The organism is Arthrobacter sp. P4_H3 (genome assembly GCF_056400885.1).
Map to the genome: position 1 here is coordinate 35595 of NZ_JBFUKK010000013.1, position 12306 is coordinate 47900.

11 protein-coding genes are annotated in these 12306 nt (G+C 64.7%); 2 read left to right on the forward strand and 9 right to left on the reverse strand.

Annotated features, from left to right (window positions below; all coding sequences use genetic code 11):
- Positions 1 to 7 precede the first annotated feature (7 nt).
- A complete protein-coding gene (locus AC1DRE_RS17000) occupies positions 8 to 2164 on the reverse strand; it encodes an amylo-alpha-1,6-glucosidase (RefSeq protein ID WP_476985693.1) in 2157 nt (718 codons plus the stop codon).
- Positions 2165 to 2425: 261 nt separating this feature from the next.
- Between AC1DRE_RS17000 and AC1DRE_RS17005 the strand changes: the two genes are divergently transcribed.
- The gene (locus AC1DRE_RS17005) at positions 2426 to 2713 is read left to right on the forward strand and encodes a hypothetical protein (RefSeq protein ID WP_476985694.1); all 288 of its coding nucleotides are present in this window, start codon (positions 2426 to 2428) and stop codon (positions 2711 to 2713) included.
- Between the two features lie 45 nt (positions 2714 to 2758).
- Here AC1DRE_RS17005 and AC1DRE_RS17010 read toward each other — a convergent pair whose 3' ends face one another.
- The 3 genes from AC1DRE_RS17010 to AC1DRE_RS17020 form a co-directional block, all read right to left on the reverse strand.
- Positions 2759 to 3883, reverse strand: a complete 1125-nt coding sequence (locus tag AC1DRE_RS17010; protein ID WP_476985695.1) for a sigma factor — start codon at positions 3881 to 3883, stop codon at positions 2759 to 2761.
- A gap of 171 nt (positions 3884 to 4054) precedes the next feature.
- Positions 4055 to 4303: a hypothetical protein gene (locus AC1DRE_RS17015; protein ID WP_476985696.1), complete on the reverse strand. Its 249-nt coding sequence runs from the start codon at positions 4301 to 4303 to the stop codon at positions 4055 to 4057.
- A gap of 236 nt (positions 4304 to 4539) precedes the next feature.
- Positions 4540 to 4890, reverse strand: a complete 351-nt coding sequence (locus AC1DRE_RS17020; RefSeq protein WP_476985697.1) for a DNA-directed RNA polymerase subunit alpha C-terminal domain-containing protein — start codon at positions 4888 to 4890, stop codon at positions 4540 to 4542.
- Between the two features lie 263 nt (positions 4891 to 5153).
- On the opposite strand from AC1DRE_RS17020, the gene AC1DRE_RS17025 reads away from it, so the two are divergent.
- Positions 5154 to 5786 (forward strand): RNA polymerase sigma factor, encoded by a 633-nt coding sequence (locus AC1DRE_RS17025; RefSeq protein WP_476985698.1) that lies wholly within the window; start codon positions 5154 to 5156, stop codon positions 5784 to 5786.
- Positions 5787 to 5852: 66 nt separating this feature from the next.
- On the opposite strand, the gene AC1DRE_RS17030 is transcribed toward AC1DRE_RS17025, so the two are convergent.
- From AC1DRE_RS17030 to AC1DRE_RS17050, 5 genes are all read right to left on the reverse strand, one after another.
- On the reverse strand, positions 5853 to 6050 hold the full coding sequence (locus AC1DRE_RS17030; RefSeq protein ID WP_476985699.1) for a YegP family protein: 198 nt from the start codon (positions 6048 to 6050) through the stop codon (positions 5853 to 5855).
- Between the two features lie 185 nt (positions 6051 to 6235).
- Positions 6236 to 8743, reverse strand: coding sequence for a GcvT family protein (locus AC1DRE_RS17035; protein WP_476985700.1), 2508 nt, complete (start codon positions 8741 to 8743; stop codon positions 6236 to 6238).
- Between the two features lie 21 nt (positions 8744 to 8764).
- On the reverse strand, positions 8765 to 9736 hold the full coding sequence (purU, locus tag AC1DRE_RS17040) for a formyltetrahydrofolate deformylase (protein ID WP_476985701.1): 972 nt from the start codon (positions 9734 to 9736) through the stop codon (positions 8765 to 8767).
- 9 nt (positions 9737 to 9745) lie between these two features.
- Complete coding sequence (locus AC1DRE_RS17045; protein ID WP_476985702.1) at positions 9746 to 11644, reverse strand: BCCT family transporter; 1899 nt, start codon at positions 11642 to 11644, stop codon at positions 9746 to 9748.
- Positions 11645 to 11756: 112 nt separating this feature from the next.
- Positions 11757 to 12107: a bifunctional 3-phenylpropionate/cinnamic acid dioxygenase ferredoxin subunit gene (locus AC1DRE_RS17050; RefSeq protein ID WP_214966667.1), complete on the reverse strand. Its 351-nt coding sequence runs from the start codon at positions 12105 to 12107 to the stop codon at positions 11757 to 11759.
- Between the last annotated feature and the right edge of the window lie 199 nt (positions 12108 to 12306).

Sequence of the window (12306 nt, forward strand, 5' to 3'; positions counted from 1 at the left end):
ACAGTCCCTAGTCCTTCTTGGGCATCCTGGCCCTCTGCACCAGGTCGGACATCCAAGGGCGGGTTCCGTGGTGGAGGACCATGCCCTCGGGCAATCCCTGGATGGTCGCTTCGGAGCCGGAAACGTCGATGGTGATGCGGCCGCCGGCCATGGGCGCGTTGGTGATGTGGAGGTCCCCGTAGGATTCCGGCAGCACGGGGTCCATCCACAGCCCGCCCTCGGAGACGTGGGGGTTGTAGCGCATCAGGTTCGTTACGAGATAGATCGGCGTGGTGGCCGCCCATGCCTGGGGCGAGCACGCGGTGGGGTAGGGCACGGGAGCGGTGAAGTGCTGCCGGTCGAAGCCGCAGAACAGTTCGGGCAGTCGCCCCTCCGAATACTCGGCCGCGTCCAGCAGGGCCGTGGAAATCCGCTGCGCCTCCGCCACGAACCCGTAGCGGAGGAGGCCGGCCTGGATGATCGCATTGTCGTGCGGCCAGACGGAGCCGTTGTGGTAGCTGGCGGGGTTATAGGCGCCCATATCGGTTGCCAGGGTCCGCACTCCCCAGCCGCTGAACATTTCCGGGGACATCAGCCGTTCCACCACCATCGGCGCCTTGTCCTCGTCGATGATGCCGTTCCACAGGCAATGGCCCATGTTGGACGCGCACGCATCGACCTGACGCTTGTTGCCGTCCAGCGCGATGGCATAGTAACCGCGCTCGGGCATCCAGAACTGTTCGTTGAACTGTTTCTTCAGTCGTGCCGCGCGGTCCCGGAGGTCAGAGGCCAGAGCATCGTCGCCGGCGTCGTACGCCATCCACGACCTCGCCATGTACGCGCCATAGACATACCCCTGCACCTCGCACAGCGCGATCGGCCCCTCGGCCATGCGGCCGTCGGCGAAATTGACGCCGTCCCACGAATCCTTCCAACCCTGGTTGATCAGGCCCCTTTCGTTGAGGCGCGCATATTCGACGAACCCGTCGCCGTCGCGGTCCCCGTATGTACGGATCCACTCCATCGCCCGGTCCGCATGGGGTAGCAGGGCGGCGATGGTCTCCGCGGCAAAACCCCAGCGGCCCACCTCGCCGAGGACTATCAGGAACAGCGGCGTGGCGTCGACGCTACCGTAGTACGCGGATTTTCCGCCCAGTGCCAGCCCGCTGGAGACGTCGAGCCTGACTTCGTGGAGGATCTTGCCGGGCTCCTCCTCGCTCATCAGGTCCACCCTGCTGCCCTGACGGTCGGCCAGCGTCTGCACGGTGCCCAGCGCGAGTGACGGGTCCACAGTCATCGACATGATGGAGGAAATCAGTGAGTCGCGTCCGAACAGCGTCATGAACCAGGGGGCGCCGGCGGCCACGACGATCCGGTCCGGGTGGTGCGGATCCTCAATCCGGAGGGCGCCCAGGTCGTCGTAGCTGCGGCGGATGGTCCGTTCGATCGAGCGGTTGCCCATGTGCAGTGCAGGAATCTTGGACACCCAGGCCTGCCGGCGGAGGTCACGGGGGGACATTTCCCCGGCAGCGGGGTGGGCGAACGGCGTCGCGGGGCCGCTACCGTCGAACCTGGGCACCACGCTGACCCGGGTTTTCCACTCTCCATGCGCCGGGATAACCGTCCGGTAGGTCAGGGCCTCCGCTTCGATGTCCGCGCCACCTGCGTTGACGACGACTGCCTTTCGGACATCCTCCCAGGCGGCCCGGATGGTCAGCGTGTCACCGTCAGGCTCGCGGCTTTCTTTCCAGTGCCGCTGGATCCGGGCTTCCTTGACCTCGAAGAGGTCCGCGAAATCCGCTTCAACACTCAGCTCCACCACGCACTCTGCGGCGTCGGACGAGTAGTTCCTGATGGTGATCTCTTCCAGGATTCCCGCACCGACTTCCCGCAGCCTCTCCACGATCAGTGGGCTGTCCGCGTACCCGTCCGAACGGGGCACACGGCCTGCGAACAATGCACGGTACGGTTCCTTCGTTTCCGCCGCCAGCGGCTCGACGGACTGGCCGTTGACGGTCAGGTTCCAGCGGGAAAGGATCCGGGTGTCCTCATGGAAGACCCCGTGCGGGTGTTCCGGATGGACGTCCCCGTTGGCCGAAGAGATACAGAATGATGAACCTTCCACCAGCGTGACCGTTCCGGACCCCAATGGTCCGGCAGCTGTATCCGCGTTCCATCCCGCCATCGCCAACTCCTTCAGTGGATTGACTCCATTGAGGCGGCGCCCGGCTGCAAACGTGGCCCGGCCACAATCCAGCAACTCCGCCCTTTTGCCTGTGTGAATGACGCTACGCCTAGCTACACCGTGATGCCATAGTGGACCCGCGGCCGGGTCTTGAGCCAACCCTTGCATTGGCTTGAGCCGATGCTGAGCTACTTTCGCGACACTCGAAGGGAACAGTTCAAGGAAGATCTTGTCCGCGCACTGGGGATGGTGAAGGTCCGCATGGAAAATATTCAAGCCGGCGAAAAGCTGCTGGGCGAAGCCCTGGCGCGCGCCGCCGTCCAGCTGTTGAGGCAAAGCCCCGAGTACCGGAGGCGGGCCCTCCACTACCTGAAGCACTCGTGGAAGGTGTACTCCCTGTCCCGTGCCCTGGCCAAAGCCCTGGAAGACTCCTGGGAGGCCTCCAGCTGGCCCGGCGACCGGCTCCAGGTCGGTACGTACATGTCTGAACGGGTCGAAAAGCTCACCCGGCTCATTCAGCGTGAGGCCAGAACCTACGCGGCGGGCTAGCCGAAAAGACGGTCAGGGCAACCTGGCGCCATAGCTGCAAGGGCGCTATTGGGATGATCGGGTCACTGCCCGCAGCTGGAGGTAATCGGGGGCGGTGGCTGCACGATGCACGCAACCGACGGATGTTCCGTAAGGGCCGCAACCACCTTGAAGGGCAGGAGGTTCCCGATCGGGTGTTGCAGCGTTCGGGGCTGCCGGCAGGATCATGAGGACAACGACCGCCGCCGATGCGCCAATTGTTTTCAGCCCTTGGAAGAGTGAACGTGCAACGTCCGCAGATTCATTGATGGTTTCCGCGATGTGGCCCAGAGGGCAGCGGGGCGACGATGACAGGATTTCGAGGATCCGGACAGCGGTGAGTGGCGAGAGCGCCGCCGGCAGGAGTCCCGGGTTCAGGAAAGCATGCATTCTGGAACGGACACCATGCAAACCCCGGAGTGCCACGCGGCAGTTCCGGCACGTGCGGACGTGTCCGTCGACTTTGGCCTGGCCTGCCGCCGTGGTGCGGTCGAGGGCAGATTCGGCCAACATCCGCAGCATGGAGTCGCAGCCGCGGCTTTCGGAGTCGCGCAGGAACACCAGGAGATAGGCCTCACGAAGTCCTTTGCGGGCACGCCGGAGGAGGGCGGAGAGTGCGTTGGGGGCGACGTCGAGAAGTGGCGCCGCCTCGCGCGGCTTCAGTCCTTCAATCTCGACATACCACAGGACTCTTTGCCAGCGAAGGGGAAGAGTCGCGAATGCCTCCGCGACGAAGTCCTGTTCCTTGGAGCCGTTGAGGAGCCCGTCAGTGTTCTGGCCGTCAGCCAGCTCGACGATTCGCCCTGACGGATGTTCGGCGGACGCATGGCGGTCACATGCCGCCGTGCGGACAGCCCTCAGGAGATATGGTCTGACCGGGCCGTTTGGCCCTTTTCCGCGTCGCATGGCGGTGAGGGACTTAAGGAATGCCGTAGCGGCGACATCCTCAGCATCATGTGACGATCTGCTCAGCACGTTGGCATAAGCCAAGGCCGGTTCCCAATGCGTTCTGAACAATTCCAGAACGGCCCCGGCCTTGCCTTCCCGGCAGTCCTGTACGAGCCTCGCCTCAGCTTCCGCCGCGGCGGCTCCCGCCTCCGCGGACGCGCCGTCCGGCGGGGTTGCGGCGGCCTTCACAGCACTGCCCGGCACGCGGAAACGACACGTGATTGACGGCAAAGGGTGGGCATAGTGACTCCGGGCGGACGACGAATTCCTGCTGGCGCGGAAATGTGGTAGCGCTCACATAATCACCTAATGAAGGGTTCGGGGCGTTTTGGTCATAAAAAACATCAACAAGTCGGCGCGTGACGGTAGCGGCCTCTACCCGCTGTGCTCGGACTCGCGGCGCTCCGACCCGGCTGGGGCCTGGCTGTCCTCGCGGCCGATCGAAGCCAGCAACAGGTCCAGGGAACGCAGGACCCCGCCGGTCCGCCTTAGGGTGAGAACCGGGTCGACCGGGCTTGATCCCGCAGTGGCCGCGGCGACGTAGTCAGCCCACTCACGGTTCAATTGCTCGAACTCCCGCCGGCCCACAGATAGGGTCAGCCGCCCGTCAGGTCTTTCCGACATACCGAATACCCCCCAATTACTGCGTATGCTGATTGATCCCCATTTTACCGGTCAGCGGCGATCAGGCTTCCCGACAGGCCCCCGGATCCCGTGCAGGAACGGCCCGCCGCAGTGCCGCTGCTGCCAGCCGCAAACGAATCGGCGGCCGCGATCTTCCAGCCGGCAATTGTTTAGCGGGTGCTGGCGGGACACGCGGCCGGTGCGGGCCGGTGCGGGCAGCGGAAATCGGCAATACTTCACTGAACCCCGCCTGCCTCTTTCAAGATCGGCAGACCAGCCACCCAGGCGTGGTGATTCCTGGCATGCCGGCCGAGTGGACGGCTATACCGTGAAGTTCTTCCGGCGGTGGCGAGGCTTAGGCCTTCCCGCTTCAGGGCTTCCTCAATGTCGCGGATGCTGCCGATCCCGAGGCCGTGAATCTCGTTCTTGAGATCCTGCCGCGAGCGTGCAATGAGCTGTCCGATGCTGTTCACGCCGTGCCGGGCGAGGCCGTTTACTGCCCGCGAAGGCAGGCGCAGCTCAGATATCGGACGAGCCCGCTGCAGCTCAATCGAACGCGTTGACAAAGTCTTCTGGCCGTCCGGCATCACAAGAATCCTCCCGCAGTAATTAGGATCCCGCCGCAACGGCGGAATCACCCGGAGTTCTAACCGTGCTGCCCGGAGTCCGTGACGGACAACTGCGGGACGGACAACTGCGGGCCGGGCCCCTAGACCCGGATCTGCCACCTCCTGCAAACGCTTTCACAACAATTTCGGTTTCCGCGTCATGAAACAGGCCCGCCCGCGGTAAATGGGGTGAGGCGCTTGCAGCGCGTTCTCGCTTTTCGGCATCGAGGGCAGGCAACCACATGGAAACAATGGAGCACGTTTCACCGGGGGGCGGGCATCTGCGCCGTGCAGCAGCCGACGGGCCGTCCGGCGGTACCCGGGGCGATGAATCGGATTTGATTGCCGGCGTCCGGGCCGGGGACGCAGAGTCCATGGCGGTGCTGTATGAACGGCACCGCGAGCCGGGGCTGCGGTTCATCCGGGGTCTGATGTCCGGCGCCCAGGAGGCCGAGGATGTGCTTCATGACGCGTTCGCCAAGGCTGTTGGCGCAATCAGGAACGGCTACGGGCCCACGGACGTGTTTGGCCCGTATCTGAGCACCGCAATCCGTTCCGTGGCTATGACGTTCTGGAACAAACGTGTTCGTGAGCAACCTGCACCCGACGAAGTCCTGGATCCGGGACCTGTCGAGGACCAGGGGCTCGAGACGGTCCTGACTGTGTTCGAACAGGAACACGTCGCCGCTGCGATGCGTTCCCTGCCGGAACGCTGGCGGACGGTGCTCTGGCACGCCGAGGTCATGGGCGAGAAGCCACGGAACATAGCACCGATCCTGGGCCTCGAACCCAATGCGGTCTCCGCGTTGCTCATCCGTGCCAAGGCGGGGCTGCGCACCGCGTACGAGCAACAGAGCGGATCGGAACTGAGTTAGGCTCACTGGCCTGGATCGATGCGGGCTCTGGCCGATTCCGGCTCGGATCGATGCCGGCGAAAGTCCTCAGGCTGTGGGCTTCAAGCCGGTGAGATCCACGATGCTCCCGGTGACTGCTGCTTCCCGCATGGCCCAGATCCCGGCAATTGCGACGTCCTCGTACGCGTAGGCCACCGAAGTGAGCATCACCTCACCATCCTCTGCGACCAGCCGGAACCTGAAGCAGTCGTCCTCGTCCAAAAACAGTTCAAACAAAGCGGCCATGGGTCGTTCTCCTAACGTAATGCGAGCGTTCACAACGCAGGGTATTAACCGCATGAAGAGGTGATCGTGACGGCGGCCCCGGCCCCGCTGACCTGTTTTAAACCGAGAACGACGGCGACACTCCGGACTCGCCGGTGTGTCGCCGTCGTTCTCGCGCAAAAAGAGGTCAGGACGGTGCGCTGGCGCTAGCCGCGCAGCCGCTCCATGCCGGGATCAAACAGCGGTTCGGCCGTGACGGTCGCCGCGATGCGCTCGCCGAAGTACTCCACTTCCACGGAATCACCGACGGAGACAGCGGCCGGCAGCCAGGCGTAGGCAATCGGCTTGCGCACCGAGTAGCCGTAGGCCGCGCTCGTGACGTACCCGGCGGCTTCACCGTTGACGTACACCGGTTCCTTGCCCAGCACCACGGACGTCCCGTCGTCCACGGTGAGGCACCGGAGCGCCCGGGTGGCCGGCTGCTCCTTGCGCGCGGACAGGGCCTCGCAGCCCACGAAACCTTCCTTGTCCTTGGCGATTGAGAAGCCCAAGCCGGACTCGTACGGGTGGTGCTGGGAGGTCATGTCGGTGCCCCACAGCCGGTAGCCCTTCTCCAGCCGCATGCTGTTGAATGCGCCGCGCCCGGCCGCGATGATGCCGTGTTCCCGCCCGGCCTCGAAGAGGAGGTCCCAGAGTTTCAGCCCGTATTCCGCCGTGGTGTAGAGCTCCCAGCCGAGCTCGCCGACGTAGGAGAGCCGCATGGCCGTGACCGGGATGCCGCCCACCGAGATTTCCTTGGTCCGGAAGTATTTCAGGCCGTCATTGCTGAGGTCGTCCGCGCTGACCTTGCCGATCACTTCACGTGCCAGCGGGCCCCACAGCCCGATGCAGCACGTGCTGCCCGTAATGTCTGAGACGTGCACCCACTGGGCAGGATCCGCGGCCGACTGCTTCCTGGCCTCGACCCGCAGGTAGTCGAAGTCCACGTTGCTGTTAACGCCCAGCTGGAACTGTTCCTCCGCAAGGCGGGCAACGGTCACATCGCTGCGGATGCCGCCGTCGTGCTCCAGCAGCAGGCAGTACGTCACGGCGCCGGGCTTCTTGGCAATGTTGCCGGTGCTCAGGCGGTGCAGCAGCGCCTGGGCTCCCGGTCCGTTGACCTCCAGCCGCTTCAGCGGCGTCATGTCGTAAAGTCCGACGGCGGTGCGCGTCTTCCACGCTTCGGCAGCCGAGATGGGGGAGTGGAACATGGCGGACCACTCGTCCCGCTCCGGCGCCTGCCATTCCGCCGGCAGCTCCTCGAGCAGGCCGCGGTTGGCCTCGAACCAGTGCGGGCGCTCCCAGCCGGCGGACTCCAGGAAGAACGCTCCCAGCTCCTTCTGCCTGACGTTGAACGGGCTGACGCGCAGGTCCCGGGGGGATTCCTTGGACTGCAGCGGGTGCAGGATGTCGTAGATCTCCACGAAATTCTGCTGGGACGTTTCGCTGACGTACTGGTCGCTGGTCTGGACCTTCTCGAAGCGGGTCAGCTCACAGCCGTGCAGGTCGGTGCGGGACCGGCCCTCGATGAGCAGCTCGGCCATGGCCTTGGCGACGCCGGCCGAGTGGGTGACCCAGACGGCCTCGGCCACGAAGAAGCCCCCGACGTCGGGGGACTCGCCCATGAGCGGTCCCCCGTCGGGAGTGAAGGAGAAGATGCCGTTGAAGCCGTCCTCGATCTGCGCGCCGCGGAGGGCCGGAAGGAGTTCCTTGCTGTCTTCCCAGGCGGGCAGGAAGTCCTCCATGGTGAAATCCAGCCGGGACGGCATGCGGTGATCGGACATCTCCTCCGCACCGACCCGGGGCAGCCGGTCCATGTCGACGGGCATGGGGCGGTGGGCGTAGCTGCCGATGCCAATCCGGTCGCCGTGTTCGCGGTAGTAGAGGTCGCGGTCCTGGTAGCGCAGGATGGGCTTGCTGGCGCCGTTGGGCATCTCGTTGTTGCCGGCGAGCTCGGCCACCGGCGTGGACTTGACGTACTGGTGGGCAAGGGGAAGCAGCGGCACCTTCATGCCCACCATCTTGCCGAGCTCGCGGCCCCAGAACCCGGCGCAGGACACCACGATGTCCGCCGGGATGACACCGGAGGAGGTTTCGACGCCGGTGACCCTGCCCGCCCGCTGTGCGATGCCCGTGACCGTGGTGGAACCGAGGTAGGTCACCCCGGCCTCCTGGGTCCGGCTGATCAGGAGCTGGACCGCACGGGCGGCTGAGGCGAGGCCGTCGGACGGCACGTAGAGACCGCCGAGGACCTTGCGGCCATCGGCAAAAGCGCCGCTGTTCAACAGCGGCCAGTGCTTCTCGCATTCGTCCGCGTCGATGAGCCGGCCGTCGATTCCCCAGGAGGCGGCGTAGCCGAGCTTGCGCTTGAGATCCTCGAGGCGGGCTTCGGTGGTGGCCAGCTCCAGGCCCCCCACCTGGTTGAAGCAGGACACTCCATTGGCGCTAAGGGAGAGCAGCTTGTCTACGGTGTAGCTGGCGAACTCCGTCATGGTCTTGGACGGGTTGGTCTGGAAAACCAAGCCCGGGGCGTGCGAGGTGGATCCACCCGCCAGTTCCAGCGGCCCCTGTTCGACAACCGTGAGGTTGGTCCAGCCCCGGCTGGCCAGTTCATCCGCAAGGTTGGTGCCGACGATACCGGCGCCAATGATGACGACGCGTGGTGATGCGCTCATAAGTAGTTCTCCTGGTTCGCGTTAGCGGAATACGACGGTGCGGGTGCTATTGAGCAGGACGCGGTGCTGGCAATGCCATTTCACAGCCCGGGACAGGGCCTGTGATTCGGCGTCCCGGCCCACGGTCACCAAGGCGTTCGGATCGAGGCTGTGGTCCACGCGAAAAACCTCCTGCTCGATGATGGGTCCTTCGTCCAGGTCGGGCGTCACGTAGTGTGCCGTGGCACCGACCAGTTTCACCCCGCGGTCGTAGGCCTGGTGGTAAGGCTTAGCGCCCTTGAAGCCAGGCAGGAACGAATGATGGATGTTGATTGCGCGGCCGCGCAGCTGGGTGCACAGTTCGTTGGACAGGACCTGCATGTAGCGGGCCAGGACCACAAGGTCCACATCGTACTCGGCAACGAGGTCCAGCAGCCGTGCCTCGGCCTCCGCCTTTGTGCCGGGGGTCACCGGAACATGGATAAAGGGCAGACCGGCGGTTTCGGCCATGGAGCGCAGGTCCTCATGGTTTGAAACCACGAGGGCGATCTCTGCGCCCAGGCTGCCAGCCTGCGAACGGAAGATCAGATCATTGAGGCAGTGCCCGAACTTCGACACCATCACCAGGAGCCGCTGGGGCCTGCCGTCGTGGATGGTGAAGTCCATGCCGAATTCGCCGGCTGTCGCTTCAAACTCGGCGCTCAGGCCATCCGCGACCTGGCCGAGCTCCGCACGTGCCCGGTCGCCGGAACCGGAGCCGCCCCCCGTGAAGGCCGTGCGCAGGTAGAGCTTGCCGCTGACGTGGTCATCGAACTGCTGATGCTCCACGATGTCGAATCCGCGGTCGGCCAGGAAGGCGGTGACAGCCCGCACGATGCCGGGCCGCTCGGGGCAGGCCAGGGTGAGGACAAATTCCGCCGGACGGGTCTTGGAGATGGTTGTCGCGGCGCCGGCAACGGCCGTCACTGGTCCGGTCGCGGCGCCGGCGGGGCGGCTTTCAATGAGTGTGGTCACGGTTCTCTCCTAATTGCTGGCGTCGGCTTTGGTGGCGTCACTGCTGCCGCTGTCACTGTTCGCTGCATCGCCGGGGCAGCGAGCGTCGGCGGAACAACGCTCGTCGCATTCATGCCTGGTGACCAGTTCGAATTGGACGCCGCCGTGTTGTTCAACGCCGGTGCGGATGGCGCGTTCGACGACGGTTGTGGCGAGTCGTTGCCGCAGGGCGAGGGGGTCCCGACGCAGGTCTTTGGCGAGGGCGAAGCAGAGCAGGAGCATGACGATGACGAAGGGTAGCGCCGCGACGATGGTGATTCGTTGGAGGCCGGCGAGGGCTTCGGAGGGTTTGTCGCCGCCGGCCAGTAGCATGACTGCTGCCACGGCGCCGGTGAGGCAGCCCCAGAAGATGACTACTCCGCGGCGGGGGTGTTCGGCGCCGTTGGAGCTTAGTGATCCCATCACGATGGAGGCCGCGTCGGCGCCGGTGATGAAGAAGATCGCGACCAGGACCATGGCCAGGACGATGACGGCTGCGGTGAGCCAGCCCGGCATGTGCAGGTTCTTGACCAGGTCGAAGAGGGCTCCGTCGAAGTTGACGGACGGTGTGCCGTTGACCATGGTGACCAGGCCGGGGGTGTTGGCCTTGTCGGCTTCCTGCTGGACGTGGAAGGCGGCTCCGCCGAAGATGCCGAACCAGATGACGCTGACGATGCTGGGGACCAGCAGGACGCCGGTGACGAACTGGCGGATGGTGCGGCCGCGGCTGATGCGGGCGATGAACAGGCCTACGAACGGCGTCCAGGAGATCCACCAGGCCCAGTAGAAGATGGTCCAGCTGGTCATCCAGCTGCGCAGTGCTTCGTCGCCGACGGCTTCGGTCCGGGAGGACATTTCGGCCAGGTCGCGGGCGTAGTCGCCGACTGCGGAGGGGATCAGGTTGAGGATGAACAGGGTGGGGCCGGCGATGAAGACGATGAGGGCCAGGACGACGGCCAGGACCATGTTGATGTTGGAGAGCCACTGGATGCCGCGGCTGATGCCGGAGACGGCGGAGGCCACGAAGCAGGCTGTGAGGATGGCGACGATCACTACGAGCACRGGGGTGCCGATTTCGCCGAACCAGCCGTTGGAGGTCATGCCGCTGCCGATCTGCAGGGCGCCCAGGCCCAGGGAGGCGGCGGTGCCGAAGAGGGTCGCGAAGATGGCCAGGATGTTGATGAACTTCCCGACCGGTCCTTCGACCATCCTGATGCCGAACAGTGAGGTGAAGGCGACGGAGATCAGTTGCCGGCGGCCCAGGCGGTAGGTGCCGTAGGCCATGGCGATGCCCACGACGGCGTACATGGCCCAGGGGTGCAGGGTCCAGTGGAAGATCGAGGTGGCCATCGCGGTCTGGATGGCTGCGGGGGTGCGGCCGTCCACGGTGCCCGGTGGGGGAGAGATGTAGTGGTAGAGCGGTTCGGCTACGCCGTAGAACATGAGCCCGATGCCCATGCCGGCGGCGAACATCATCGAGACCCAGGAGACGGTACGGAATTCGGGCTTCTCGCCGTCCTTGCCCAGCGGGATGTTGCCGAACTTGCCCAGGGCCAGCCAGAGGACGAAGACCACGAAGAGCGAAGCGGTGACCATAAAGAGCCAGCCGGTGTACTCCATGACCCAGTTCAGGACGCTTGTGGAGGTCTCGGAGAGGCTGTCGCGTCCCACGAAACCCCAGATCACAAAAGCGATGGCAATGGCGCCGGTGATCCCGAACGTGACCTTGTCGAGGCTGAGCCTGCGGTTGCGGCGATCCGCAACTGCTTGCTCGGTCTTGGACTGACGCAACTCCTGCAGAATCTGGTCATAGTCCTCGGTGTCGAGGTGGGGCGCGGAAGGGAGTGGATCCGGGCCATCGATCACGAGGATGGCGGGTTGCCCTTGCAACTCCTTGGAGTCATCCGGAAGTTTATCTTCGTTTTGTCGTTCATCATCTTTTAAGCCAATGTCACTATTCAGTGCCATGAGGTAGTCCTTTGTTTGGATTCATGGGCTGGTGCTAGATGTGGCCGTCGACTGTCAGGCCAGGGGGGAGGTTGGGAGCCTCTTCGGATTCAGTGATCATGATGTCGCCATCGATCACCGTCACTTCGTGGGAGCGGACCGGCAGCTTGGCCGGCGGGGCGTCGACGCTTCCCGTGCGCAAGTTGAACCTGGACGCGTGGAGCGGGCACTCGACCCAGCAGTCCTCCACCCAGCCGTCCGCCAGGGAGGCATCCTGGTGCGTGCAGGTGTCGTCAATGGCAAAGAGTTCGCCCTCCTCGGTGTGGAAGACGGCAATGGGCGGCGACGTATTCAGCCGCAGCGCTTCGCCGGGTGCCAGTTCGCTGAGCGGGCATGCCTTGTGCATCGAAGGACCTCTTCGTTGTTTTGTGGAACCTTGACCTCGCAACGCCCGGTGGTTGAGTTCCGCAGGAAACAACAGCAATCGCGATAAGCAACAGCGTGCTCCAGGTCACACGGCTTGTCAAGGTATTTCTTCTCTGTTGCGGGACTCGGCCCCGTCCACCGGGCGAGCCTTGACAGTGGCCGTGGCGTAGATCACGCTG

What these genes read in the sequence shown, in the direction of transcription:
- AC1DRE_RS17005 (WP_476985694.1), top strand. Translation starts at nt 2,426, where the DNA reads ATGGAAAATATTCAAGCCGGCGAAAAGCTGCTGGGCGAAGCCCTGGCG.
- AC1DRE_RS17015 (WP_476985696.1), bottom strand. Translation starts at nt 4,303, where the DNA reads ATGTCGGAAAGACCTGACGGGCGGCTGACCCTATCTGTGGGCCGGCGG.
- AC1DRE_RS17020 (WP_476985697.1), bottom strand. Translation starts at nt 4,890, where the DNA reads ATGCCGGACGGCCAGAAGACTTTGTCAACGCGTTCGATTGAGCTGCAG.
- AC1DRE_RS17035 (WP_476985700.1), bottom strand. Translation starts at nt 8,743, where the DNA reads ATGAGCGCATCACCACGCGTCGTCATCATTGGCGCCGGTATCGTCGGC.
- AC1DRE_RS17030 (WP_476985699.1), bottom strand. Translation starts at nt 6,050, where the DNA reads ATGGCCGCTTTGTTTGAACTGTTTTTGGACGAGGACGACTGCTTCAGG.
- AC1DRE_RS17000 (WP_476985693.1), bottom strand. Translation starts at nt 2,164, where the DNA reads ATGGCGGGATGGAACGCGGATACAGCTGCCGGACCATTGGGGTCCGGA.
- AC1DRE_RS17025 (WP_476985698.1), top strand. Translation starts at nt 5,154, where the DNA reads ATGGAAACAATGGAGCACGTTTCACCGGGGGGCGGGCATCTGCGCCGT.
- AC1DRE_RS17050 (WP_214966667.1), bottom strand. Translation starts at nt 12,107, where the DNA reads ATGCACAAGGCATGCCCGCTCAGCGAACTGGCACCCGGCGAAGCGCTG.